The organism is Anaerofustis stercorihominis, assembly GCF_005844425.1.
In the GTDB taxonomy this organism is placed as follows: domain Bacteria; phylum Bacillota; class Clostridia; order Eubacteriales; family Anaerofustaceae; genus Anaerofustis; species Anaerofustis butyriciformans.
In genome coordinates this window covers 12,997-39,726 of the sequence record NZ_SPHL01000017.1, presented here as the reverse complement: position 1 = coordinate 39,726, position 26,730 = coordinate 12,997, and the positions used below count along the sequence as shown (strand labels likewise).

24 protein-coding genes and 3 tRNA genes are annotated in these 26,730 nt (G+C 30.2%); 23 read left to right on the top strand and 4 right to left on the bottom strand.

All coding sequences use genetic code 11. The features are described from left to right. The first annotated feature begins 35 nt into the window (after positions 1-35). The 9 genes from FGQ49_RS05980 (at position 36) to FGQ49_RS05940 (ending at position 9,996) form a co-directional block, all read left to right on the top strand. On the top strand, positions 36-824 hold the full coding sequence (locus FGQ49_RS05980; RefSeq protein ID WP_138268958.1) for a YfhO family protein: 789 nt from the start codon (positions 36-38) through the stop codon (positions 822-824). 718 nt (positions 825-1,542) lie between these two features. Then, on the top strand, positions 1,543-2,778 hold the full coding sequence (locus tag FGQ49_RS05975; RefSeq protein WP_171020614.1) for an aminopeptidase P family protein: 1,236 nt from the start codon (positions 1,543-1,545) through the stop codon (positions 2,776-2,778). A gap of 35 nt (positions 2,779-2,813) precedes the next feature. Further along, positions 2,814-3,977, top strand: coding sequence for a cation:proton antiporter (locus FGQ49_RS05970; protein ID WP_138268956.1), 1,164 nt, complete (start codon positions 2,814-2,816; stop codon positions 3,975-3,977). Positions 3,978-4,000: 23 nt separating this feature from the next. Next, on the top strand, positions 4,001-6,622 hold the full coding sequence (gene alaS, locus FGQ49_RS05965; RefSeq protein ID WP_138268955.1) for an alanine--tRNA ligase: 2,622 nt from the start codon (positions 4,001-4,003) through the stop codon (positions 6,620-6,622). A 73-nt stretch (positions 6,623-6,695) separates the two neighbouring features. Then, entirely contained in the window at positions 6,696-6,965 is a 270-nt protein-coding gene (locus tag FGQ49_RS05960) for an IreB family regulatory phosphoprotein (RefSeq protein ID WP_138268954.1), read from the top strand. 95 nt (positions 6,966-7,060) lie between these two features. Next, positions 7,061-7,495 carry a Holliday junction resolvase RuvX gene (gene ruvX / locus FGQ49_RS05955; protein ID WP_138268953.1) on the top strand — a complete coding sequence of 145 codons (435 nt, stop codon included), beginning with the start codon at positions 7,061-7,063 and terminating at the stop codon, positions 7,493-7,495. Beyond that, on the top strand, positions 7,496-7,747 hold the full coding sequence (locus tag FGQ49_RS05950; RefSeq protein ID WP_138268952.1) for a DUF1292 domain-containing protein: 252 nt from the start codon (positions 7,496-7,498) through the stop codon (positions 7,745-7,747). An 8-nt stretch (positions 7,748-7,755) separates the two neighbouring features. Further along, on the top strand, positions 7,756-9,612 hold the full coding sequence (locus tag FGQ49_RS05945; protein ID WP_207734413.1) for a ribonuclease J: 1,857 nt from the start codon (positions 7,756-7,758) through the stop codon (positions 9,610-9,612). Between the two features lie 21 nt (positions 9,613-9,633). Next, positions 9,634-9,996 carry a YlbF family regulator gene (locus FGQ49_RS05940; RefSeq protein ID WP_138268951.1) on the top strand — a complete coding sequence of 121 codons (363 nt, stop codon included), beginning with the start codon at positions 9,634-9,636 and terminating at the stop codon, positions 9,994-9,996. 821 nt (positions 9,997-10,817) lie between these two features. Here the strand turns inward: FGQ49_RS05940 and abc-f are convergent. Beyond that, positions 10,818-12,299, bottom strand: a complete 1,482-nt coding sequence (gene abc-f / locus FGQ49_RS05935) for a ribosomal protection-like ABC-F family protein (protein ID WP_138268950.1) — start codon at positions 12,297-12,299, stop codon at positions 10,818-10,820. A gap of 446 nt (positions 12,300-12,745) precedes the next feature. Between abc-f and FGQ49_RS05930 the strand changes: the two genes are divergently transcribed. The 3 genes from FGQ49_RS05930 (at position 12,746) to FGQ49_RS05920 (ending at position 12,996) form a co-directional block, all read left to right on the top strand. Then, a tRNA-Val gene (locus tag FGQ49_RS05930) sits at positions 12,746-12,821 on the top strand. A gap of 6 nt (positions 12,822-12,827) precedes the next feature. Next, positions 12,828-12,902 (top strand) — tRNA-Gly (locus FGQ49_RS05925). A gap of 4 nt (positions 12,903-12,906) precedes the next feature. Continuing rightward, positions 12,907-12,996 (top strand) — tRNA-Leu (locus FGQ49_RS05920). Positions 12,997-13,539: 543 nt separating this feature from the next. Here the strand turns inward: FGQ49_RS05920 and FGQ49_RS05915 are convergent. Continuing rightward, the gene (locus FGQ49_RS05915; protein WP_138268949.1) at positions 13,540-14,226 is read right to left on the bottom strand and encodes a hypothetical protein; all 687 of its coding nucleotides are present in this window, start codon (positions 14,224-14,226) and stop codon (positions 13,540-13,542) included. Positions 14,227-14,448: 222 nt separating this feature from the next. Between FGQ49_RS05915 and prmA the strand changes: the two genes are divergently transcribed. The 7 genes from prmA to FGQ49_RS10355 all read left to right on the top strand — a co-directional run bounded on the left by prmA (position 14,449) and on the right by FGQ49_RS10355 (position 19,631). Next, the gene (gene prmA / locus FGQ49_RS05910; RefSeq protein ID WP_138268948.1) at positions 14,449-15,393 is read left to right on the top strand and encodes a 50S ribosomal protein L11 methyltransferase; all 945 of its coding nucleotides are present in this window, start codon (positions 14,449-14,451) and stop codon (positions 15,391-15,393) included. 14 nt (positions 15,394-15,407) lie between these two features. Continuing rightward, positions 15,408-16,106, top strand: coding sequence for a flavodoxin family protein (locus tag FGQ49_RS05905; protein WP_138268947.1), 699 nt, complete (start codon positions 15,408-15,410; stop codon positions 16,104-16,106). Between the two features lie 31 nt (positions 16,107-16,137). Further along, positions 16,138-17,325: an iron-containing alcohol dehydrogenase gene (locus FGQ49_RS05900; RefSeq protein ID WP_138268946.1), complete on the top strand. Its 1,188-nt coding sequence runs from the start codon at positions 16,138-16,140 to the stop codon at positions 17,323-17,325. 688 nt (positions 17,326-18,013) lie between these two features. Then, a complete protein-coding gene (locus tag FGQ49_RS05895; protein WP_138268945.1) occupies positions 18,014-18,760 on the top strand; it encodes an alpha/beta fold hydrolase in 747 nt (248 codons plus the stop codon). Positions 18,761-19,154: 394 nt separating this feature from the next. Beyond that, positions 19,155-19,367, top strand: coding sequence for a helix-turn-helix transcriptional regulator (locus tag FGQ49_RS05890; protein ID WP_138268944.1), 213 nt, complete (start codon positions 19,155-19,157; stop codon positions 19,365-19,367). After that, on the top strand, positions 19,354-19,491 hold the full coding sequence (locus FGQ49_RS10360) for a hypothetical protein (protein WP_171020613.1): 138 nt from the start codon (positions 19,354-19,356) through the stop codon (positions 19,489-19,491). Before FGQ49_RS05890 ends, FGQ49_RS10360 begins: the two co-directional genes overlap by 14 nt. Next, on the top strand, positions 19,476-19,631 hold the full coding sequence (locus FGQ49_RS10355) for a hypothetical protein (protein WP_171020612.1): 156 nt from the start codon (positions 19,476-19,478) through the stop codon (positions 19,629-19,631). The genes FGQ49_RS10360 and FGQ49_RS10355 overlap by 16 nt, the downstream gene beginning before the upstream one ends. Positions 19,632-19,808: 177 nt before the next feature. Here FGQ49_RS10355 and FGQ49_RS05885 read toward each other — a convergent pair whose 3' ends face one another. Further along, positions 19,809-20,522, bottom strand: a complete 714-nt coding sequence (locus tag FGQ49_RS05885; RefSeq protein WP_138268943.1) for a class I SAM-dependent methyltransferase — start codon at positions 20,520-20,522, stop codon at positions 19,809-19,811. Beyond that, entirely contained in the window at positions 20,512-21,621 is a 1,110-nt protein-coding gene (locus FGQ49_RS05880) for an HAD-IIB family hydrolase (RefSeq protein ID WP_138268942.1), read from the bottom strand. The genes FGQ49_RS05885 and FGQ49_RS05880 overlap by 11 nt, the downstream gene beginning before the upstream one ends. A 73-nt stretch (positions 21,622-21,694) precedes the next feature. Here FGQ49_RS05880 and sfsA point away from each other — a divergent pair, with 73 nt between their 5' ends. The 4 genes from sfsA to FGQ49_RS05860 all read left to right on the top strand — a co-directional run bounded on the left by sfsA (position 21,695) and on the right by FGQ49_RS05860 (position 26,498). Further along, positions 21,695-22,387, top strand: coding sequence for a DNA/RNA nuclease SfsA (gene sfsA / locus FGQ49_RS05875; protein ID WP_138268941.1), 693 nt, complete (start codon positions 21,695-21,697; stop codon positions 22,385-22,387). Between the two features lie 470 nt (positions 22,388-22,857). Beyond that, a complete protein-coding gene (gene plsY / locus FGQ49_RS05870; RefSeq protein WP_171020611.1) occupies positions 22,858-23,475 on the top strand; it encodes a glycerol-3-phosphate 1-O-acyltransferase PlsY in 618 nt (205 codons plus the stop codon). Positions 23,476-23,495: 20 nt separating this feature from the next. Beyond that, positions 23,496-25,163 carry a hypothetical protein gene (locus tag FGQ49_RS05865; protein WP_138268939.1) on the top strand — a complete coding sequence of 556 codons (1,668 nt, stop codon included), beginning with the start codon at positions 23,496-23,498 and terminating at the stop codon, positions 25,161-25,163. A 210-nt stretch (positions 25,164-25,373) separates the two neighbouring features. Beyond that, positions 25,374-26,498, top strand: a complete 1,125-nt coding sequence (locus FGQ49_RS05860; protein WP_171020610.1) for a VanZ family protein — start codon at positions 25,374-25,376, stop codon at positions 26,496-26,498. The last annotated feature ends 232 nt before the right edge of the window (positions 26,499-26,730 follow it).

Here is a 26,730-nt window from a genome sequence, read left to right as displayed (position 1 = left end):
CGAAGAAGGAAATATCTTAACAGAAGAAAATTATTATGAATTTTGAAGATATATTACAAAATGCCCAATATAATGAAAAAAATATAGAATTAAAAGATGATTGCATAAATGTTATAAAGGATAATTCATCTATAACATTAAATATAAAACCTATTAAAAACAGTGAAACATATTTAGTTTTAGATGATTTAAATTTAGTTATTGAAAAAAAAGAAAAGAAAAATGCAGGTATAAAAGATAAGGTTAAATATCTATTATCCTCAAGTGAAACTCAATCAGACATAGAAATATATATAGATTCTTCAAAAAAATATAATGATAAGTATATTATTAGATCTACAACGGATACTTATTATGTAGGTAAAAATGATTATGTATTAAATTTGGGATATTATGAAGATGGAGAACATGAAATTAAACTTAATTTTACGAAAAAAGGAAAATTTAACTTCTCTGATTTAAAAGTAGTATCTCAGTCTATGGATAACTATGATAAATATGTAAATGAATTAAAGGAAGATAAGGTAGAAAACTTTACCATAAAAGGAAATACAGTAAGTTTAAATGTAAATACGAAAGAAGATAAAATAGGGGTTTTATCTATTCCTTATTCAAAAGGCTGGAAGGCGTATGTGAATGGTAAGGAAGTTGATGTATTACAGGCAAACGTTGATTCTATGGGAGTTGAACTTCAAAAAGGGGCAAATGAAGTAGTGTTTAAATACTGTACTCCAGGGATTAAAGAAGGGGGTATAATTACATTAATTACGGCTTTAGGGTGTTTGATTTATATATTTGTTGATAAAAAGAAAAAGGCTCTTTAAGAGTCTTTTTTTTGAGAAAATTTTGTAAGTTTGTATAGTTTACAGTTATGATAAAATGACAATATTTTTTATTGTTATTTTGTTTTTAATTAAAAAATATATAGTTTTGTAATATTTTATAAGTATAATAAAAATTGCATATATTGTTTTAAATTGTATTTTATTGGGTATTGAGGGAATGGTTGCTAAAGTAACTGTAAGTATAATTGTTGTTATTTTAAATTATATTTTTAGTAAATTGTTTATTTTTAAAGAAAAAAATAAAGACACTTTTTAAAGTGTCTTTTTTAGTTATTTACAATTTTTATCGTTTTTGTTTTGTTGTTTTTGTTCGTTTTTGTTGTTATAAGATTGTTCGTTTTTATTCATGTTTTGCTTATTGTTTTTGTTTTCTTTTTTCTTAGCCATTTTATTTCTCCTTTGTTTTTTCTATATTAATTTTTCCCCAAAAACAAATATATATATTGGAAATTTTTTCTAAATTTTAATTTAATATTATTTGGGATTTAACTAAATAAGAGGTTTTTATAAATAAATATATATTGATTTTAATTTAATAAATTTTGTATGTTTGATATTTTTAAGTTATTGTATTACAATATGATTTATATATGGAAAAATATTGATAAAAGGGCAAATGTAGAAGTTTAAAATATTGATAAAATTTTTTTACTATGGTAAAATAAATTAGTTATTATAAAGGTAAATGAGGCAGGTTATGAATAATCTAAATTTAAAAAAACGAAGAGAAAAAGTACTTGAATACATGGACGATAATTCGGCTGCGGTTTTCTTTTCCGGAGAACTTGTAAGAAGTGAAAACGGAAATGATTATGAATTTGAAGTAAACAGAGATTTTTATTACCTTACAAACATTGACGAAGAAGACTGTGTGCTTATTTTAACAAAGAATGATAAGGAAATAAAAGAACAATTATTTATTCCTGAAAACAACGAGTATTCTTCAAAATGGACGGGGATAAAATTATCTATTCCTGAAGTTATGGCACTTAGCGACATGGAAGATGTTTTTTATCTTGATGAGTTTGAAGAATATATAAACGAACTTGGCAATGATGAAACTTTAGAGAAGATTTATTTTGCTTTGGATGATACAAATACCAGCGAGAATTATAACTTAAACCTTAGAATGTTTAAACAAATGTATAAAGTATTTGATAACTTGGAATTTTATAATATCAAAAGATGCCTTAATGAACTTAGAGAAGTAAAAAGTGAATACGAAGTGCATTGTATTCACAAAGGTGCAAAGAATTTAAAAAATGCCATAAACATGGCAATGAAGATTACCAAACCCGGTGTGAAAGAAGCTGAAATTGCCGCTACAATTGATTATATTACAAGGAAAAACGGCGATACACTGCCTTTCCCGACAATTGTTGCAAGCGGTAAAAATGCTACTACTCTTCACTATATCAAAGGAAAGGATAAAGTAAAAGACGGAGATCTTGTTCTTCTTGACTGCGGAAGTGCGGTAAATAAATACAGTGCAGACGTAAGCAGAACTTATCCCGTAAACGGAAAATTTACTGATTTCCAAAAGATAATATATAATATCGTTTTAAAGGCGAACAAAACCGTTATTGAAAATGCAAAAGAAGGTGTAACCTTAAAAGAACTTAACGATATTGTAATTGATATTTATGAAGAGGAACTTAAAAAAATAGGTTTGATAGAAGAAAGAGAAGAAGTAAATAATTATTATTATCACTTCGTTTCCCATTTTGTAGGACTTAACTGTCATGATCCATTCGATAAAGATAAACCTCTTAAAGCCGGTAATGTTATTACCGTTGAACCGGGACTTTATTTACAAGAAGAAGGAATTGGAATCCGCATTGAAGATAATATTTTAATAACAAAAGAAGGAAACATTAATTTAACAAAGAATATTATGAAAGAAACGGATGAAATAGAATCATATATGATGTGACAATAGAGTTTTTCATCTAAAGTTGAGGAAGAAAAATGGATGAATTATTGGCTCTTGGGTTATTCCTTTTTGTAGGATTTGCTATAAGTAAAATATGTTCAAAATTAAAGCTTCCCGCTGTAACGGGATATTTGCTTGCAGGTTTAATCCTTGGAGTATCATTTATAGATATTCTGCCAAAAGATATCCTTTTGGAACTTGAATTTCTGCAAGATGTAGCCCTTGGCTTTATTGCCTTTAACATAGGGGAAAGTTTTAACTTGGATAAAATAAAAAGCCTTGGCGGAAGCGTTATTTTAATAACGATAGTTCAAGCTACCGTTACTATAATCGCCGTAACTTTGGGAGTTTATATTGTAACGGGAGATTTACCGTTATCAATAGTCTTTGGTGCTTTATCTGCTGCCACAGCTCCTGCCGCAACGGTTAATGTTATTAACGAATATAAGGCAAAAGGAAAACTTACAAATACAATTCTTACGGTTGTTGCCCTTGATGATGCCGTATGTTTATTCCTTTTCAGTATTGCATGTGCAGTTTCACAGTCTATGATAAGCGGACATTTTAATATAAATTCTGCTTTACTTGCTCCTTTAAAAGAGATTGTATTATCTTTAATAGTAGGTGGAGTTATAGGGCTTGTGTTCTGCTTTATTGAAAAGAAAGTCAGAAGGGATAAATCTCAAGTGCTTATTGTTGCTTGTGCAAGCGTTCTTTTAGGTTCAGGAATAGGTACATATTTTGAACTTTCTTCAATTCTTGTTTGTATGGCAACAGGAAGTGTGATAGCTAATCTATGCTTTAGATACGACAAAGTCTTTTCCATGACGGAAGAAGCTGTAAACCCGATTTACGTTATATTTTTCGTGCTTGCCGGATACAGTTTGGACTTAAATGTAATAGTAAGTATAGGTGCAATCGGAATAGCCTTTGTAATTTCAAGATTTATAGGTAAAATTCTTGGTGCTTTTCTTGGGTGCGGTATGGCAAGGACAGATAAAGTTACAAGGAATTATCTTGGAATGGGGCTTATGCCCATGGCCGGAGTCGGAGTAGGGCTCGCGGTTGCGGCATCAAAAATGATGCCTGAATACAGTACACTGTTTTTAAATATAATTATGGGTGCAACATTTGTTTTTGAAATAGTCGGTCCTATCCTAACGGCACAGGGCCTTAAAAAATCAGGAGATATAAAATAACATACTAACACAGGGAGATAGATATGGAAAAATACTCATTAAACGAACTAAGAAAAATGTTTTTGGAATTTTATGAAAGCAAAGGACATTTAAGACTTGAAAGCTTTTCTCTTGTTCCTCACAACGATAAGAGTCTGCTTTTAATTAACTCAGGAATGGCTCCTTTGAAACCTTATTTTATAGGGGAAGAAGTTCCACCAAGAAAGAGAGTTACAACTTGTCAAAAATGTATCAGAACACCTGATATTGATAACGTAGGTAAAACAGCAAGACACGGTACTTTCTTTGAAATGCTTGGTAATTTCTCTTTTGGAGATTATTTCAAGAAAGAAGCAATTAACTTTGCATGGGAATTTTTAACTGAAAAAATAGGTCTTGATAAAGATAAACTTTATGTTTCTGTTTATGAAGATGATGATGAAGCAGCTCAAATTTGGAAAGAAGATATCGGTTTAACTGATGATAGAATTACAAGACTTGGTAAAGATGATAACTTCTGGGAAATCGGTCTTGGACCATGCGGACCATGTAGTGAAATTTATGTAGACAGGGGAGAAGAATACGGATGTGATTCTCCTGACTGCGGTGTAGGTTGTGACTGCGACAGATACATGGAAGTATGGAACCTTGTATTTACACAATTCGACAAAGACAAAGACGGAAACTACAACAGACTTGAACATCCAAACATCGATACAGGAATGGGGCTTGAAAGACTTGCTGCATACGTTCAAGGGGTTGATAATATTTTTGAAGTTGATACAATCAGATATATCCTTGATTACATTTGTGAAATATCAGGTAAAAAATATGGTGAAAATGAAAAAGACGATATTTCAATAAGAGTAATAACAGACCATATCAGAAGCAGTGTATTTATGGCAAGTGACGGTATCCTAACTTCAAACGAAGGAAGAGGATATGTTCTTAAAAGAATTTTAAGAAGAGCAATGAGACACGGTAAACTTCTTGGTATTGAAGGTCATTTTATGGAAGGGGTTGCCAAAAAGGTAATCGAAATTTCCGGAGAAGCTTATCCTGCTTTAAGAGAAAAAGAAACAACTATATTAAAACTTATAAATATAGAAGAAGAAAAATTCAATGAAACAGTAAAAGAAGGTCTTTCTTTAATTGAAGAATTAATGGAAAACTTAGAAGGCGACACATTAAAAGGTGACGATGCTTTCAAACTTTACGATACTTATGGATTCCCTCTTGAACTTACAATGGAAATCCTTGAAGAAAAGGGAATTAAAGTTGATAAAGAAGGCTTTGAAAAAGCCATGAAAGAACAAAAAGACAAAGCAAGAAGCGCAAGATCAAGCAAAGATATAGTAAGTTATAAAGGGGATTTAACAAACTTTATCGCAAATCTTGAAAGCACAAAATTCATCGGATACGAAGATTTAAACGGAAGCGGAAAAGTTATCGAAATAATCAAAGACGGTGAAATGGTTAAAGAATTAAACGAAGGAAAAGCACTTGTTATTTTTGATAAGACTTCATTCTACGCAACAAGCGGTGGTCAAATAAATGATACAGGTATCATTGAATCAGAAGACTTTAAAGGAGAAGTATTAAACGTAACAAAAAGCGGGGATAAATTCGTTCATGAAGTATTAGTAAAAGACGGCGTATTAAAAGCAGGAAATGAATATAACTTCAAAGTAAACAGAGCCGACAGACTAAACATACAAAGAAACCACTCTGCAACACATCTTCTTCACAAAGCTTTAAAAGAAGTTTTAGGGGAACATGTAAACCAAGCAGGTTCTTATGTAGACAGTGAAAGACTTAGATTTGACTTCTCTCATTTTGAAAAAATGACAGATGCAGAGTTAAAAGAAGTTGAAAGAAAAGTAAATGAAGAAATATTAAATCAAGATAAAGTTGAATATTTTGAAACAAGCATTGACGAAGCAAGGAAACTTGGTGCTACTGCATTATTCGGTGAAAAATACGGAAGCATTGTAAGAGTTGTAAAAATGGGTGATTACTCAACTGAACTTTGCGGTGGATGTCATGTTAAAAACACAAATGACATAAGTTTATTTAAAATTGTTTCAGAAACTTCAGTTGCAAGCGGGGTAAGAAGAATTGAAGCTATTACCGGTAAAGCTGCAATAGAAGAAAATATGAAAAATTATGATGAACTTCTTACAATAAAAGACAAATTAAGACTTAATAACAATAATATAATTGAAAAAGTAGAAGAACTTATAAATAAAAACAAATCTTTGGAAAAAGAACTTGATAAGTTCAAGAAAGAAGCTAACAAAGATAAGTTAGGAAACATCATTGACGAAGCATTTGACGTAAATGGTATTAAATGCGTTATGGCAAAAGTTGACGGTCTTGACATGAACGAACTTAGAGATTTCAGCGACAAAATAAAAGACAAAGAAGCTAAAGTTATCGTATTCCTTGTAAGCGTTAAAGGTGAAAAAGGATTTATGATTTGTTCTGCCGATAAAGAAACAGTAAAAGGTGGATTTAACTGTGGACAATTCATCAAGAAAGTAGCTCAAAGTATCGGAAGCGGCGGCGGCGGAAGACCTGATATGGCTCAAGCCGGACTTAAAGATATTTCTAAAGCTGATATGGCTCTTGATAATGCCAAAGATTTCATTAAAGAAACATTATAATTATTAATTAATAAATAAAAAACTTGAATAATCGTAATTTATAGGTTAAAATTTATATATAGGTGGTGATATTATGGGAACAAATAACAGTAACAGTAATTTTACTATGCAATTTAGTTTGGAAAACGATCGTTCTAAACTTATCGAAGAGACATTAAAAAAAGTAGAAACAGCATTAGAGGAAAAGGGATATAATCCTGTTAATCAGTTGGTAGGTTATATTATGAGTGGTGACCCAACATATATTACCTCTTATAAAGATGCAAGAAAACTTATCAGACAAGTTGAAAGAGATGAAATTTTGGAATTAATAGTATTAAAATATTTTAATGATTTAAAATAAATACAGTACGTTTGAAAACTAAAGATTTATTTAATTAAAACCTACTTATTTAATATAAGTAGGTTTTAGTTGCAAATGGGGAAAAGGAGTATATATTGAATAAAAGAATATTGGCACTTGATTACGGTGAAGCCCGTATTGGTGTAGCCGTAAGTGATGCACTACATATTACCGCACAAGGTATATGTGTTATAAAAAGAACAAAAAACATAAAAGAGGATATAGAAAAAATAAAAAAACACATCAAGGATTATGACGCAGGGCTTGTTATTTTAGGTAATCCTCTTAATTTGAATGGAGAAAAAGGTACCAGAGCCCAAATCACCGAAGAATTTTATGAAATTTTAAAAAAAGAATTAGATGTGCCCGTTAAACTTTGGGATGAAAGACTTTCAACCAAAGAAGCTGAAAGAGCCCTTGAAGCCGGGGGAGTAAACTGGAGAAAAAAAAGAGAAGTTATTGATATGATGGCAGCACAAATAATTTTATCGTCATATCTTGATTATAATAATAATTTAGGAGGTTTTTAAATGAGCGAAGAAAAAAACACAGAAGTCATCGTTTTAAAAGATGAGGAGGGCAAAGAAATATCTTTCCTTGTTGAAGACGAGTTTGAGTTTGAAGACAAATCATATTTAGTTTTATATGAAGAAGATAACGATGAAGATGCATATTTGTTTACAGTTGATGAAGACGAAGACGGAAATTTGGTAGTTATGGAAGTTGTTGACGAAGACGAATTTAACAGAGTAAGTGAATATTATGACAATGAGCTTGAATAGGGGAAGAAATGGCTTTTAGAAAAAATAATTTTGAAGCTACTCCTTTATCGGGAGTAAAAAGAATCGAAAGCAAGGAAAAAAAGCTTCTTTCTTCTTCGAGTAAATATTTAGAGCATAAAGATAACAAAAATAAAATACAAAGGAATAATATTCAACGTAAAGCTACCAAAAATCAAAAGAAAGCTGAGAATAACGTGTCAAATATAAACGGAAAACTAAAAGTAATACCTCTTGGAGGTCTTGGAGAAATAGGGAAAAACCTTACTGTTTTTGAAACTGAAGAAGATATAATTTTGGTTGACTGCGGGCTTAAATTCCCTGATGAAAATATGTATGGAATAGATATTGTTATTCCGGAATTTACTTATTTAATAGAAAAAAGAAACAAAATAAGAGGTTTATTTTTAACTCATGGTCATGAAGACCATATAGGTGCAATACCTTATTTATTAAAACAAATCAATATTCCTATATACGGAACAAAACTTACAATGGGTTTATTGAAAAATAAACTTGTTGAACACAAACTTGACGAAAGCACAAAGCTTCATATCGTAAAAAGAGGTCATACGGTTCATGTAAAAGGCTTTAGCGTGGAATTCGTAACATCAAACCACTCTATTCCAGACAGCTGCGCACTTTATATAACCAGTCCTTACGGAAAAGTATTCCATACGGGAGACTTTAAAGTTGATTATACTCCTGTTGACAATCAACAAATAAACCTTCAAAGAATGGCTGCAATAGGTGCACAAGGGGTTGATTTATTAATCGCAGACAGTACCAATGCCGAAAGAGAAGGTGCTACAAAGTCTGAAGCAAGTGTTGGAAGAACTTTTATGTCTTTATTTAAAGAAGGTATAGATAAGAGAATTATCGTTGCCACTTTTGCCACAAACGTACACAGAGTTCAACAAATATTTGATGCTGCCAAAAAATTCAAAAGAAAAGTTGCCATAAGCGGAAGAAGTATGGTCAATGTTATATCGGTAGCAAAAGAACTTAAATATTTAAAATTTAACGATAACATAATGATTGAGTTAAATGAAGTTGATAATTACCCACCTGAAAGAGTAGTAATATTAACAACAGGTTCTCAAGGTGAGCCTATGGCTGCACTTAGCAGAATGGCAAACGGAGAACACAGACAATTTAAAATTTCAAACGAAGATTTTGTTATTATTTCAGCAACTCCTATTCCTGGAAATGAAAAGACAGTTGCCGAAGTTATTAACAGCTTGTTTGAACTTGGCGCAGAAGTTGTTTATCAAGGAGCGGAAGGAATACACGTTTCCGGACATGCTCAAAGAGAAGAACTTAAACTTATGCATTCCATTATCAAAGCCAAATATTTTATGCCTGCACACGGCGAATACAAAATGCTTTCAAAGCATCAAGAACTTGCTATGGAGCTTGGCATGAAAGAAGAAAATATCTTTGTAATGAAAAACGGGGATATTTTGGAAATCGGACCTGAAAAGGCTAAAATCAAGGGAGAAGTTCCAAACGGAATGACTCTTATTGACGGACTTGGCATAGGGGATGTAGGTAACATAGTATTAAAAGACAGAAAGAAGTTAAGCGAAGACGGACTATTTATTGTTGTTGTTTCCTTAACAAAAGAAAGAGTAGTAAGCGGACCGGGGATAGTTTCCCGTGGATTTGTATATATGAGAGAAAGCGAAGAGCTTTTAAACGGAGCAAAGGAAATTGCAAACAAGGTGCTTGATAAATACAAAGACAGATTGTTTGACTATAACAGTATTAAAGCTGATATGAAATATGATCTTGAAAAGTATTTATATGACAGCACAAAGAGAAGACCTATGATTTTACCTATACTTATGTATGTAAGAGTAGATTAGCATTTAAAGGAGGATTTTAGTATGAATGTATATGATAAAGCAAACGAACTTGCAAGAGCTATAAAAGAAAGCGATGAATTCAAAAGATACAAAAGTGCAAGTGAAAAGATTGATAAAAGCGAAGAGCATAAAAAGATGATTAAAGATTTTATGGATATGCAGTATAAATCTTATGTTGCTCAAATGAAAGGTGAACAACCTGACGAAAAAATGATAAGTGAATTTAACTTATTATATTCTACAATGTCAAATATTTCAGACATTAAAGATTTCTTGGAATCTCAAATGTATTTTGCAAGACTTATGGAAGACATTCAAAAGACAATAGCAGATGCAGCTGATACCGGTGTTGAATTTTTAAAAGAAGATTTGTTGAGCAAATAATCAAATAAAAAAACAGCAAGTTTGGCTTGCTGTTTTTTAGTGTAATAACAAATTTATTAAGGGGCTTAGCCCCTTATAAACCTCATATTTAATTTCCTTAAGGGTTTTCAACCCTTAATAACCCACGATTTTTTTACTCGCATAAAAAAGTTGAATAAAAAGGACGCTTCTAGGCGAAGAGGATTAAACGCTTTTCAATATCTCGCAAAATGCTCCCCGCATTTTACGGATGGAAAAGTTACCCCACCCCCTAAAAATAATCTTGCATTAACTTATCAAACAACACATGCGTTTCTTCAAGTGATTTCTTTATATTTTCTTTGCTTTCTTCCGTTTGTTTTACAAAATCGGCAAATTGATTTTGTAGTTCTATTAGGATAAATATATTAAAAGATTTTTTAATCTTTCCTTAGATATATTATACATTGACTTTGCTGAACCGCTTGAAATATTTTGTACTTGTTTTCTAAATAAATCATGATTAATTAATTTCTACAAAATATCATTTTATATTTCATCTGATAATAACAATGTGTTCCACGCCCAGATAATCTATATAGTTTACATAAACACAAGAATTATTGCATTCACTAATCGTAATGGCATTTATATCAACATTATACAAGTTAACTTTACCCGAATTTTTCCATTTAAGTAATTATATTTGGCATTATAAGCTATATCTTCTTTATTCACTTGTTGCCCTTTTGAATATGGAGAAATATTTTTTAATTTTACTTTAACCTTCACCTTACTACTCCTAGTCAATTGAGCTTTTACTTCCTTTATGTCTTTTCCCTTTATTTTATTCTAGTAATGGTTTAAAGTTTTATTATTTCTGTATTTATTTTGTTTATAAATGTTTTGTCGTGTTCGATTATCAGCATCGTGGGAAGATATGCGAGTATTAAATTTTCTATTTGCATTCTGGAAAAAACATCAATGTAGTTTAAAGGTTCGTCCCATATATATAAATGTGCCTGTTCGGATAAACTTTTCGCAATTAAAATTTTTTTCTTTTCTCCTTGACTCATTATTTCCAAATTTTTCCCGAAATCCTTTCTTTCAAAATTTAATTTTATTAAATTTGTTTTAAATATGGTTTCGTTTATTTGGTTTTCTTTTATAAAATTATCCAAAGAACCTTTTAAAAAAGACGTATCCTGAGGAATATAAGATATTTTTAAATTTTTTGCTTTATAGAAATCTCCTTCATAACTTATATTTTCGTCGGTTATTAATTTTATTATGCTGCTTTTCCCGCTTCCGTTTTTCCCTTGAAGAATAATTCTGTCTTTGTTGCTTATCTGAAATGTGATGTCTCTTAAAATATCTTTTTTATCATAAAACAGGCTTATGTGGTTTAATCTTATGAAATTGTCGGAATGAAAATAGATAGGGGATATTTTTAAGTCTTCGCTATGTTCAATGTTTTTTAAAAGTGATTTTTTTTCTTCAGCTTTTTTGTTTATTCTTTTATTTATCGATTTTGAGGTTTTCATCATTTTAGCGGATTTATGCCCTATGTATCCTCTGTCTACTTTAAGTCCGGATATGTTTTTTGTGTTGTATTTTGTTTTTTCAACTTTGTTTGCCCAAGAAGAAGTCTGTTTTGCTGCCATTTCCATATGTGATATTTCCTTTTTTAATTTTTCGTTTTTGGATATTTCAAAACTGTCTTCTCTTTCTTTATTTTTCATATACGAATCGAAATTACCTTTTTGTAAATCAATTTTATTCTTGTTTATAGAAAGAATATGGTCTGTTGCTTGGTTTAATAAGTTACGGTCATGGCTTACTAAAATATATCCTTTCTTTTTATTTAAATATTTAATAAGTGTTTCCCGCCCGTAAACGTCCAAATGATTTGTAGGTTCGTCTATAAGCAAAAAATTGTTTGGCTTTGTAAAAAGAACGGCAAGCATTAATTTTGCCTGTTCTCCTTTACTTAATTCGTTAAAGTTTTTATAAATTATTTCATCTTTTGCAGAAAGCATATTCAGCTCTTTTGATAATTCCCAATATTCAAAGTTTGGGTTAATGTCTTCTATTATTTCGATGGACATTCTGTTTTTATTTTTAATTTCGAACGGGAAATATTCAAATTCGATATTTTTGCTTATCGAGCCTTTATAATCGTATTCGTTCATCAGAAGTTTTAAAAATGTTGTTTTGCCTCTTCCGTTTCTCGCAATAAGTCCGAGTTTCCAAGACGTATCAAGATTTATCGAAAGGTTTTCGAATATGTTTTCATAACTTCCTTCGTGGGAGAAGGTTAAATTTTGTATTTTAATTGTTGACATTTTCATACCTCCTTAAAAAAACAGACCGCAAGAAAATATTCTTCGGTCTGTTTTGTAATACGACAAGGACTGAATGAAAGAATTATTTTCTTGCTTTTGCATAAAAACAACGCTTAAAATTTGTTTTATGCATATTGATAAATATTAGCAAGAAAAAATAATCATTCTTTCATTATCCTCCTTTTTTCACATAATATAACATTTTAATATTGTATTGTCAATCGGAAATAAAAAAGACACCGTAAGGTGCCTGCTTGTATATCACGGGTAGACGGTTAAATGGATATACAAGTTTTAGGATTAAAAAAAGAAGTATTACTTCTTTTAGAATATTATATATATTTTTTCAATAAAATCAATACAAATATTTATTAAATAAAAAAATTAAAAAAAAAGTAAAAAATTGTTGACAAAAAAGTCAATTTACATTATACTATATTTTGCTTGGTCGCATAGCTCAGCTGGGAGAGCACCTGCCTTACAAGCAGGGGGTCATAGGTTCGAGCCCTATTGCGACCACCATTTTATGCGAAAGTGGCTCAGTGGTAGAGCATCGCCTTGCCAAGGCGAGGGTCGCGAGTTCGAATCTCGTCTTTCGCTCCATTATGCCGAAGTGGCGAAATTGGCAGACGCACAGGACTTAAAATCCTGCGATCCTTATAAGATCGTACCGGTTCGACTCCGGTCTTCGGCACCACTAAGATTAAAACAGCTTTAAGCTGTTTTTTTTGTTTTATGCGTGTTCCTTTGTATATATATTCCTTTTGGGAATAAATTTTTAAGGAATTGTTTTCGTTGTCTTTTAGAACATATACGTTTTCACCTATTTCCAGCTTATCATATAAATCTTTTGTGACGGATATGTTGATGTTTTCGTTTGTTGTTACGTAGTATATTGTCTTTCTCGTTCCCGATCCGGACGAGTTTATTGTTTCATATTTGTTTGTTATAGGTAAATTTATAATATACCAGTTTTTTTCTTTTTCAAACAAACTTACGTTTGATATCATGAAAAATGCGAATACGAATAATATTATTGTCATGGGGAAAAGATATTTTAGAAAATTTGCGGAATTGTTTGTAAATGATTTTTCCTTTGTTAAATAAATTTTAAAGAAAATCATTATCCCAAAATAATCAATATTATAAATGGAACAAATACCATTATGTTCAGTTCGCCCATATCTTTTTCTATCATTATATTGATTAATTCTTTCATGATTTTATCCTTAATCGGTTTTTATTGTTTGAGCCATTTTTTTAATTCGTTTATTTCATCTTCGTTTTTGTTTGTTTTTAAATATGTTTTTTTCGATTTGTCGATTGCTTTTGAAATTTCATTCGTTAAGTTCGGATATTGATTTAATATTTCCTTTGGAATAAACAATGTTTCGCCTGTGTTTTCTTCTCTTAAAAGATAATTTATTCCGAGTAAGTTATATGCCAAAGAACTGTTTTTACCGTCATCATAAGGAAATATAATTCCTTCATCAATTGTAACGTATTTGTTTTTAAACATAAACCATGGTAATTTTATTAAATTTTCGTTTGAAAACATTTCCTTTACGCCATATTGTGATAGAGTTATTTCATATACTGTGATGTAATTTTTATAATTTTCATTCAAATTTTTTGAACCATGGAGGCGAAACCATTGTTTTACGATATTGCGTCTTGTTACAAAAATTATACAAGGGTTAAATATAAGAGTTGCTCCGTAAGCTGCGAGAACAAGGAAAAGAATAAAATACAGAAAAAACTGCATTGTTGTTTCTGTTATGAATATATAAGCGGAAATTATTGACAAAGGAATAAAAAAAATGCTGCAGAATATTCCAAGTTTTTTAAAATATGATTTGTTTTGTGCCTTGAAAATTTTTTTGAATTTTGTAAAATTGATATCTGCTTTAAATTTAATTTCTTTCATGTTTGTATGCCCTTTCTTCAATTTATATTTTAAATTATAATTAATAAAAGTACCAATTCAATTAAAAACTTATTAATTTATAAAGATTTTACATCAATTTATATATATTTTTATTTTAATGAAAAATAAAACGGTCATTAATTTTTATATTTAATATCGGTTACGATTATTGAACGTGTTCTGTTTTTATTATATAATTTTATACAAAGGAGAAAAGAAAATATGAATTATAACGAAATCAGCATATATACGAAGACAGAGGGAATAGACCTTCTTATATCGTCTTTGTCCGATATGGGAATGGACAGTTTTTTAATAGAAGATAAGAAAGAATTTGAAGAATTTTTGGAAGATAACAGGGAAACATGGGACCTTGTTGACGAAGATTTAAAGAAGAAAAATATCGAAACAAACGTTAAGGTATATATTCTTGAAGATGAAAATCAGGCAGAAAAAATAGAAGAAATAAAGAATATGTTAAACAGGTTAAAGGCGTCAGATAGTGAAGATATATTTGGCAGTCTTAACATGACTTTTAACGACATTAAAGAAGAGGACTGGGCGAACAACTGGAAGAAATACTTTAAGCCATTTAATGTAGGTAAGAAACTACTTATAAAACCTACATGGGAAGAATGCGACAATAAAGAAAACAGAATAATTCTTGAAATCGACCCTGGGGCAAGTTTTGGAACGGGAAGTCATGAAACCACAAAGATGTGTTTAATAGGGCTTGAAGATTACATGAAAGAGGGAGACGAAGTAATAGATGTAGGATGCGGAAGCGGTATACTTTCCATTGCTGCCGCAAAACTTGGCTGTAAGCACGTGACAGGGGTTGACATCGACCCAATGTGCATAGAGACATCTTCATACCTTTCAAAGATAAACTCTGTTTCTGATAAGTTTGATGTGTTTATAGGAGATTTAGCTGAAAAGGTAGACGTTCAGGCTGATGTTATAGTTGCAAATATATTTGCCCATATAATAAGAAGACTTACTCCCGATACTAAGAGGATACTTAAAAAAGGCGGTATATTTATTTCAAGCGGTATAATAAAAGAAACAGTTGATACAGTTATAGAAAGCTACAAAGAAAATGATTTTGAAATACTTGAAGTAAACAATATGGGGGACTGGTACTGCGTAGTAGGTAAAAGGCTTTAAGTTTGGAGGAAGATTTGAAAGTAGCTTTAATTAACGGTCAAAATCACAAAGGTTCAAGTTACAATACCGGAAAGATTTTGGCTTTAAAACTTACAAGTGAAGAGGATATTTTTGAGATATTCTTACCTAAGGATTTTGATAAATACTGTATGGGGTGTAATTCATGTTTTATGAAAAGCGAGAAGTTATGCCCACACTATGAACTTATTCATCCCATTGATGAGATAATGAAAAAGTGCGATGTGCTTATATTTACTACTCCTACTTATGTATTCCATATGAGCGGTCAGCTTAAAGGATTTTTAGACCATTTTGGTTACAGGTGGATTGTTCATAGACCCGAAGCTATTATGTTTAAAAAGCAGGCTGTTTGTATTTCAACCGCTGCGGGAATGGGAACAAAGAAAGCTATAAAGGGAATAAAAGACAGTTTATTCTTTTGGGGAGTAGCAAAAATATATACTCTTGGAATAAATGTATACAGCGTAACTTGGAATGGAGTAAGTAAAAAGGTAAAAGAAAAAATAGACAAAAAGACCGATAAAACGGCAAGGAAGATATTAAAAAACATTGGTAAAACAAAGCCTGGAATAAAAACGAAACTTTGGTTTTACGGTGTAAGGATGTTACAGAAAAAGGGAGGCTTAAATAAAGTCGACAATGAATACTGGAACATGAAAGGTTACACCAAAGACAAAAGACCTTGGCTTTAATAAAATATAATATAATAAACGGAGGAGCAAAATGCAAAAATTCGATTACTACACACCAACAAAAGTAATCTTCGGTAAAGGAAGAGAAGCAGAAGTTGGAATGGAAATGAAAAAAGACGGAGCAAAGAAAGCTTATATTGTATATGGTGGGGGAAGCGTAAAAAGAAGCGGACTTCTTGATAGAGTAGAAGAAGCTTTGAAAGCAGAAAACATCGAATATAAAATGATTGGTGGAGTTAAACCAAACCCAAGATTATCTCTTGCAAGAGAAGGTGTTGAAGACGCAAAGGCTTTTGGTGCTGATTTTATCCTAGCAGTAGGAGGCGGAAGCGTTATTGATACCGGAAAAGCTATTGCACACGGTGTTGCAAACCCTGATGTTGATATTTGGGATTTCTGGGAAGGAAAGATAAAAGTTGAAAAATCACTTCCTGTAGGTGTTATTTTAACTATTTCAGCAGCAGGCAGCGAAATGAGTAATTCAGCTGTTTTAACAAATGAAGAAACAGGAGTAAAAAGAGGTCTTTCAACAGACTTTAACAGACCAAAATTTGCAATCATGAACCCTGAACTTACATTTACACTTCCTGATTATCAAGTTGGATGTGGTATAGTTGATATTATGATGCATACAATGGACAGATATTTTACAGATTTAAGTGAATGTCAAAACGATTTAACAGACGAAATCGCAGAAGCACTTCTTAGAACAGTTATTAAAAACGGTAAAGTTGCTGCAAAAAATAAAGAAGACTATCATGCAATGAGCGAAATTATGTGGGCAGGTTCATTATCACACAACGGACTTACTGGTCTTGGTGCTCCTATGGACTTTGCAACTCACAGACTAGGTCATTCTCTAAGTGCTAAATTTGATGTTGCTCATGGTGCTTCACTTTCTACAATGTGGCCTCACTGGGCAAATTATGTAAAACACAAAGACATTGACAGATTTGCAAGATATGCAAAGAATGTTTGGGGTATTACTGAAGGAACAAAAGAAGAACTTGCTGATAAAGGTATTGAAGCGACAGCAGAATTCTTCCGTTCTATAAACATGCCTACAAACTTTACAGAACTTGGAATCGGTATTCAAGATGAAGAAGGTTTAAGAGAACTTACTGACAGATGTTTCTATGTTAAAGGTACAAAAGTTGGAAAACTTATTCCTTTAACAGAAGAGGATATTTATCCTATTTATGTTAGTGCTAATAAATAATAAGATAAAGGGGCGTTGCCCCTTAAACCCCATTAAGGGATACTCCCTTAACAACCCTATCTTAAGGGGTGTTACCCCTTAAACCCCATATTTAAGGGTTTTCAACCCTTAACAACCCTATCTTAAGGGGCGTTGCCCCTTAAAATCCCCACTCTTTTTTTGCTTGTCCAAAAAAAGAGGTAAAAAGGACACTTCTCGGCGAAGTGCCTTGGACGCACTCGGATTTCATGGAAAATCTACCCGATTTTCCTATGAACGAGTGCTACCCTTACCCCGTATTTTGATGTGGGGTGGGGTGTTTTTTTGTTTTTTTTAAATTTTGGGGAAAGATTTTTATGTAGATATCTTGAAGATTTTAATGTAATTGGATTTTATGGGGAAAATACCTAATTTAACAGTGAACGAGTGCTACCCCGACCTCACATGGATTTGATTGTGGGTTGTTTTTTTTATTTCTTTAAATTCTTTTATGCTAGGCTTTGGGATAGTGTGGAGTTATGGAAGTAATATTTATATTTAGATTTGAAATGCCTTGTTTTATGGGGTGTTTTTTTGTTGTTAAAATAATATTAAGGGTGATATAATCAAGAAAAAGGAGGTTATTATTATGGGAATTTGGACTAAATAATGGCAGGGTGTGTGCCTTGCCGATTTGAAAAATAATAAAAATAAATTGGGAGGCAAGAAAATGTCATTTTTTAAATATAAAAACAAGAATATTTATTATAAAGTTATAGGAGAAGGTAAGCCTGTTATTTTCTTACATGGGAATACTGCTTCCTCTAAAATGTTTGAGTATATTTTACCTTTTTATCAAGATGACTTTAAAGTTATTTTAATGGATTTTTTAGGATGTGGAAAGTCTGAAAGAGTTGAAAAGTTTAAAGATAATCTTTGGCTATATCAGTCAGAACAATTAATTGCACTTATTGATTATCTTAATACCAGGAAAGTAAGCCTTGTTGGAACAAGCGGGGGAGCGTATGCAGCACTTAACTGTGCAATGCAAGCACCTTTTAAAATAGACAAAATAGTATGTGATAGTTTTGACGGATTGAAACTTCGCTCTTCTTTTTCTAAAGATTTATTGGAAGAAAGAAATTTTGCCAAACAAGATGAAATGGCAAGAGGGTTTTATCAGTGGTGTAACGGAGACGACTGGGAAAAAGTTGTCGATTTGGATACACAGTGTTTATTAAAAATGGCAGATGAAAACATAGATTTGTTTTGTAAGCCAATAAGTGAGATTGAAAATCCTTTGCTTCTTATAGGCAGTAAAGAAGACAGTATGATAGGTTCAAATTTTATCGATGAATATAAGTTTATAAAAAGTCAGGTAAGGGATTGTAAGGTAGTGATAGTAAGTGAAGGTGAACATCCTTCAATATGTACAAATGCAAAGGAAGTAAGCAGGGTTATTAAAGAATTTTTATAAAGGGGCGTTGCCCCTTAAACCCCATATTTAAGGGTTTTCAACCCTTAACAACCCGACCAAATATTTGCTCGCCCAAATATTTGGATAAAAGGGCGCCACTGGGCGTGGAGCCTTTAACGCAACAAGATTTCCTCGAAAAAACTACCCGTTTTTTCGGGAATTGTTGCTACCCTTACCCCGTATGGATTTGATGTGGGGTGTTTTTTTATTTCTTTAAATTCTTTTATGCTAGGCTTTGGGATAGTGTGGAGTTATGGAAGTGATATAAATATTAATATTTAGATTTGAAATGCCTTGTTTTATGGGGTGTTTTTTTGTTTTGTAAAGGAACCTTGACAAAATTGTTGTTTAGAGTATAATACATGTAAAGGAACCTTTACATAGGAGGGTGAAGTTGAAGAATAACGTTGAAAAGTTTAGAAAGGAAATGAGACTTAATCAGGAGAGTTTTGCAAAGGAATTAAAAGTATCAAGGCAGACTATAAGTGCTATTGAAAACGGGAAGTATAATCCCTCTTTGGAACTTGCTTTTGAGATATCTCGTTTTTTCAATAAGACTATAGAAGAAATTTTTATATATGAGGTTATGAAAAATGAAAAAGAGTAATTTTATTTATGGTGCTATATTTGTTTTGATTGGAATTTTGTTTATAATGCTTGCGGTATTTAAAGAAAGCAGACTGGGGAGTATCTTTATTGGTCTTGGGGAGGCTTTTTGTTTAACGGTGTAATTAGCATATTTAGGTATTTTTACTATAGTAATGATAAAAACAAGGAAAAATATTTAAAGAAACTTGAAAATGAAAGAATAGAATTGCATGACGAATTAAAAAAAGCCTTAGAAATAAAAGCGGAAGATATGCTTATATAATAAATTTAATTATACTTTGTATCAGTGCTTTTGTCTTTGCTTGTTTATATATGATGGAAATTACAATAAGCATAACAGCCTTTATTATTTACTTGATTGTTTTAATTATTTTAAATTATGTTCTTGGGGTATATATTTATAAAAAATTACTAAACAAATACAAATAAAAAGCAGTGGTTAATATGCCACTGCTTGAATTTTTTCGCTTTGTTTATTTGGTTTGTCTTTTGTAAGGAAGTCGTAGAAAAATACATTGTCAAAGCCTGCTTCTTTTAGGGCTTCATTTATTGTATTTACTGAGAAAATCCTTTGTTTATGTTCTACCTTACATAGTCTTTCTTTAGTGTTTGATATTATAATTGTAGTATTTAACCAGTTATCTTTTTTACTTCTTCTTACATCAAAGGTTAAACCTTCGTTTTCTAAAATTTCATTTTCCGGTTTATAATATTCGCTTATTATATCAAAAGTAAAACTACCGCCTTTATTTAGATATTTCTTTATGTTTTTAAAGGTCTTTAACAAATCATTTTCGCTTTGAAGATAATTTATGCTGTCGCAGACGCTGTAAATAAAATCAAAGCTGATGTCTGAAACAAAGTCTTTCATATCTGCTTTCATAAAACGGAAGTCTTTTTCTTCATAGTAAGCATTTTCGTTTGCTTTTACAAGCATTTCACCGCTTATATCTATTCCGTAAAAATCACCATTTAAAATATCGCTTAAAAAAAGCATCATATATCCGCTTCCACATCCAATATCTAAAATAGTGTTTGGATTATTTATGGTTGAAAGGTCCTTTATATAATCTGCCCATATTTCATAGTCTGCAAGAGCGATATAATTATCATAGTATTCACTAAAATTTTTATAGCTGTTATTATTTTTCATTTAATAAATTCTCTCTTATAAAGTTTTCTACGCCATTATCAAATACACTGTCGGTTATATACATAGCGTGTTTTTTTACCTCATCTGAAGCATTATCCACACAGACCGATACACCTGAATTTTCAAACATAGATACGTCTGTTATGCTGTCTCCAAAAGAAATAATGTTTTCTTTAGCTATTTTTAAGTAGTCTTTTAAAAATAAAAGTGCGTTTCCTTTTGTTGAGGGACCAAACTCAAAGGTTGTTGTAAATGATTTTGTGTAGTTTAATTTATCATGAGCTTCTCCAAGTCTTTTTAGTGTATCATGGGTATTTTTATCACCGACAAAATCAAATGTGCAAACTCTGGTTAGGGGAATATCAAAAGGCATATCCCTTAATTTATCTATTACGTGAAGTTTAAAACCCTCTACTATATTTTCTATTGGCGAGAAGAAGTTTATATTTTTATTTACAATTTCAGGATTATATTTGCTTTTTGTAATGTATAAATCCTCTCCTGATTCGATTAAATAAATTAAAGTATCATTATCCTTTAGTGTGTTTAATACGTCTTTTTTGGTTTCTTCTTCGATTAATATTTCCTTTAAGATATGTCTTTTTTGGTTTTCGTAGTCGTATTTTACTAGGCTTGCTCCGTTATCGCATATTATATAATCCGGTTTTAATTTATAAGCGAAGTTAAACGCTTGATAAAAGCCTCTTGCGGTTGCGAATGCAGTTATATAGCCCATATCCTTTAACTCATTAAAAAGACTTACATAATTTTCATCGATACTGAATTCATCTTTTAATAAAGTATGGTCAAGGTCAGTAATAATTAGTTTAATGTTTTTTAATTTTTCTTCCTTTTTCATATTTGTAAATTCCATTAATTTGTTATTAATATAATCGTAGTTTTCCTTTTTATGAGGCAGTAGGCAGTTTGAGCAATCCTTTATTCCGTTTTTTGTATAAGTGAAATTTCCCATACATTTTTCTTCCATTAAATACAAAGGACAATAGCAGAAAAGACAGTTAAAATTATCTTTATCTTCTGTTTTATGGCAGGGGAAAAATTCACATTTGTTGTTATTTATAAATTTATAATTTTCCATAAAATTAATTTTAAATTAAAAACACCCTTTTTTCAAGGTGGTTTGATATAATATTTTATTGAAAAGAGGTAGTATGAAATATAAGAATATAGTTAAAGGAAAATTTATAGATAGACCAAACAGGTTTATAGCAAATTGTTTGATTGATGATAAGATAGAAAAAGTACATGTAAAAAATACGGGAAGATGCAGGGAGTTGCTTACTGATAATGCCGATGTTTATCTTGAATATATAGACAGTAAAGCCAGAAAGACAAAGTATGATTTAATAAGCGTATATAAAAATGATGTGCTTTTTAACATGGACAGTCAAATGCCAAACAAGGTATTTAAAGAGGGAGTTTTAAATAAGGTTATTACCCTTGATGAAATGGGGGAGGTAACTTTTATTAAAGGCGAGCAGAAATATAAAAATTCAAGGTTTGATTTTTATGTGGAAAGTGAGAATAAAAAGGGGTATGTGGAAGTAAAAGGGGTAACATTGGAAGAAGATGGTGTAGCGATGTTTCCCGATGCACCCACAACGAGAGGGATTAAACATGTATATGAACTTATAGAAGCAAAAAAAGAAGGCTATGAAGCTTATATCTGCTTTATAATTCAGTTTGCAGGCTCAAAGTATTTTACCCCAAATCCAGTGCATAAAGATTTTATCAAAGCTTTAAAACAAGCAAGGGATAATGGAGTAAATGTTCTTTGTTATGAATGCAGTGTTACAAAAGATGAAATAGAAGCTAAGAATAAAATTCCTTTTGTGCTTAAGTAAGTTTTTATTTTAGTAATATTTTGAATAATTTAAGCTTAAAATTATAAGTAGTGATTTTTTAGTAATAATAAATATATAAAAATTTAGTTAAATAATTTTATAAGCAGTATATTAAATCATTGTTTAAATTGAAAACAACAATATAGTATACAGATTTTATATAAATTTTATATTAGGTTATGTTATGTAATATATTTATCATAAATTGTATATTGTGTGAATAAAAGATAGTAAAATATTACATATAATTTTATATTTTTATATAATATCGTGTAAATGATTAATAAATTTATTTACTAAAAGGGAAAATAAATTTATTTGAAAAAAGTATCTGTTTAGTTTTTAATAACTACATATTTTAAGAAAATTAATTTACGTTAAATAATTATTAAAATTTCATTTAACCTACTTTTATTTATATATTAATATGCTATAATACTAAAAGTAAAATTTATGTTATGGGAGTTTTCATGGTTATACAATTTACTTTTTTAAGTTTTATTTTAATGATAGTATCTTATTTATTAGGATGTATAAATGGTGCTTACATATTTTCCAAAAGTGTAAAAAAAGAAGATATAAGGACTTATGGCAGCGGTAATGCCGGAGCTACTAACGCACTTAGAACATATGGATTTTTCTCAGGGGCGTTGGTTTTTGTAATTGACTTTTTAAAGGGGCTTGTAACAGTACTTTTATGTTATATGTTTAATCAAAGCTCTCTTGTAATTTTAATCTGTTCTCTTTTATGTGTTGCCGGTCATAACTGGCCTATATTTATGGGATTCAGAGGAGGAAAGGGAGTTTCTGCAAGTGCGGGAATTCTTGTTATGGTTGATTATAAACTTGCACTTTTGGCAATACTTATTGGTGTGATACTTGCGCTTTTAACGAGAATGGTTTCAGTCGGTTCTTTAACTGCTTTAACACTTAGTGCAGTATTTTTTATAGTATTTAAAGTTGATATTTGTTATATAATTTTAGCTTGTATTTTATGTGTTTTAAGCATATATCAACATAGAAAGAATATAGTAAGAATAATAAACGGTAATGAAAATAAACTTACATTTGGTAAGAAAAATAAATAATTAAATTTGAGGATTGACCTATGAGAGAAAGTTCAAAGAAAAATTTAAAAATAATATGGCTAGTCATTGTCGTATTCGGGCTTATAAGCGGAAGTACGTTGGTTTCTTTTGCAATGGGTCACAGCTTATGGCTGCTTCCTTTATGCCCTGTAATAGTCGTTTTAATGTATTATCTTTCATTGTTCTTTAGATATAAATCATACAGTATTTTATATGATAAAAAAGGTTATGACACATCTTTTATTTATATGGATCCTTTCTATATTTTATTTAAAGATCCCGATAAGAAGATTTTTGGAAGAGTGCATAATAAAAATTACTTTTCAATAGGTGAAATTGTTCCTAAATTTAATCTTCCTCAAAACAGGGAAGAGTTTGATAAGCTTAAGGCAGATTTTACTTTCACCGTATTTGAAAGCATAGCGGGTAGTTTTATACTTCTTGTACTTTCTTGTCTTGCAGTATATTTCATCTACGTATATGTTTTCTCAGAAGTAATTTTATTCTTCTTTGATGTTGCACTTATCTTTTTGATTTTGTTTTCATCAACTCAAATTTTATTTACTCTTCTAGAAGGGGAAATTTGCCTTGGTGTTCCAAATGATAAAATAGATACAGGTGAAGTTGACGAAGAAGGAAAACATATAATAAAACACGTTCTAACAGATGAACAATATGATTATCTTTTAGCTTGTAAACTTTTGATATATGGAAGTTATAATGAAAGAAACAAAGGTGTAAAAAGAACTTATCTTTTAAAAATCATATCAGATTATTTAAATAAAGAATTAACCATTGATGATGTTTCAAGAGATGATATTAAAATCGTTGATTATATATTAAGAGAATATCTTGATATGAAAATTACAAGATTAAATTCGGGTATTGAAAAATATATTAACTACTTATATTCTCATTTTGATACCATTGCAGTAGAAAAAACTTCAAGATTTAAAGATGATACAAAAGCATATTTGGTTATTTGTTCTCATATGGTTATGTATTATATTAAAAAAGGTGATACTTCAAAAGCTAAAGAATTATTTGATAAGTTATCAAATATTAATTTTGATGAAAAGAAAGATAAGGATTTAATTTATCTAAGAAGTAAGAATGCAGCCTTTTTAGGTTTGGATAATTATGATATTGATGAAGTTTTAAAAGAAGATAACATAGTTTATAACGGACTTGATGTATTCTCAAAATTCACTGAAGATTATATTGAGGTTGAAAAAGATTCTAAATTCTTCCTTGAAAGCATGGAAGACAGAGAAGAAAGATTAAAAAGAAGAGAAGAAAGAAAAGCTTTAAGAGAAGAAAAAGAAGATAAGGAAGAAAAAGAAGAAAAGAAAAAACATCTTTTTGGTAAGAAAGATAAAAAGGATAAAAAAGACAAAAAAAACAAAGATGATGAAAGTTTTGTTAAAGAAGAAGTTTCTTTAGAAAATGAATTTGAATACGAAGAAGCAGAAGCTGAAACAAGCGAGATTATAGATGATGTAAAAGAAGAAATAAATGAGGATACAAAACTTAGTGAAGATATTTTAGATGAAAAAGATAATGACACAATAGTAAATATTGAAAATGAAGATTCCTATGAAGTCAGGGAAAGAGATACTAAATATGACACAAAAGCTTTCTGGGATGAAGCAGATGATATGTTAAAAAAGAATTTTTTATCTGATTAAAAAAGAGCTTATGCTCTTTTTTTATTGTTAATTAGTTCTATTGGTTTTTATATAAATTTTTTTGGTATATTTCTTTAGGATTAATTTATGTTTTGAATGTTTTATTGTTGTATTTTTTTTAGATTTTATTATTTAATATTCTATAATATTTTGAAAAGTAATTGTTTTGTTGTTATAATATGTAATTATCTTATAATAAAAGGAGGAAATATGGGAGGATATTTGGATATAATAAAAGAGTCTATTTTTGCATTTCCTTTGATTGCTCTTTTATTTACTCTTCCTTACATAATATATAATTACAACAAATATGGTTCTCTTTGGTCTGTCAGGATAGTTATAATATATTCTTTTATATTATATTTAATGACGGCTTATTTTCTTGTTATTCTGCCTTTACCGTCGTTTTCCGAGGTGGCATCTCTCACAACAAGATCGGCTCAGTTAGTTCCTTTTAATTTTATAAAGGATATTATAAGTCAGTACCATAAAATGTCTTTAAGTTATAGTAGTCCCATTACCTGTATTGTAAATAATAAAGCTTTTTTACAGGTTTTATTTAATCTGCTTATGACAGTGCCTTTTGGAATGTATTTAAGATATTATTTTAAATTCAGCTTAAAAAAGACAATTTTATTTTCATTTTTATTATCATTGTTTTTTGAGCTTACACAGTTAAGCGGGCTTTATTTCTTTTATCCAAGAAGTTACAGGCTTTTTGATGTTGATGATTTATTCATAAATACCCTTGGGGGTGTTATTGGTTACTTCGTTATAAAACCATTTTATAAGGTTCTGCCGGATAGGGAAGAGATGGATGATGAAAGTTACAAAAGAGGAATTAAGGTTTCTTTTTTAAGAAAACTTATAGCTTTTATTATTGATATGCCTTTTATATGGGGATTATATTATATTGTAAGGCATATAAACATTGATTATGGCATAGATGATTATTATATATTCTCTCTTTCCGTGTTTATGTATTTCTTTGTTTTATGCGTATTCTTAAAGGGCAGAAGCATTGGAAAAGCCTTAATGAAACTTAGGATTGTGGCAGTGGGAAAAGATGATATAAGAATTTATCAATATTTTATAAGGTATTTTTCTTTGTTTTTCGTATTGTTACTGCTTCCTTATGAAATAAATGAAATTTTAAATAATTGGTTTATAAATACAGATGCTTTTGTATTTTTAAATGCCATTTTAAGCGGAGTATATTTCTTTTATTTCTTCTTTGCCTGCATAATGATAATAATAAGAAGACCTTTGTTTTATGAAAAGCTATCAAAAAGCGAAATAATAAGCACAATAAAAAGGGAAGAACAAGAGGAATAATAAATAATTTTATTAGTTTAAATTGTTATTTATTTAATATTTGATAGTTATGAAAATGTTAAAAGTGTATTTATATTTTACTAAATTTGAATAAATACATAGATAACATTTTCATGGAAAAAAATGAAAAAAGTAGTTGACATATTAAAAATTAAGTGTATAATAGATAAAGTATCAAGCGTTCCTCAGTAGCTCAATCGGTGGAGCAGTCGGCTGTTAACCGAAAGGTCGT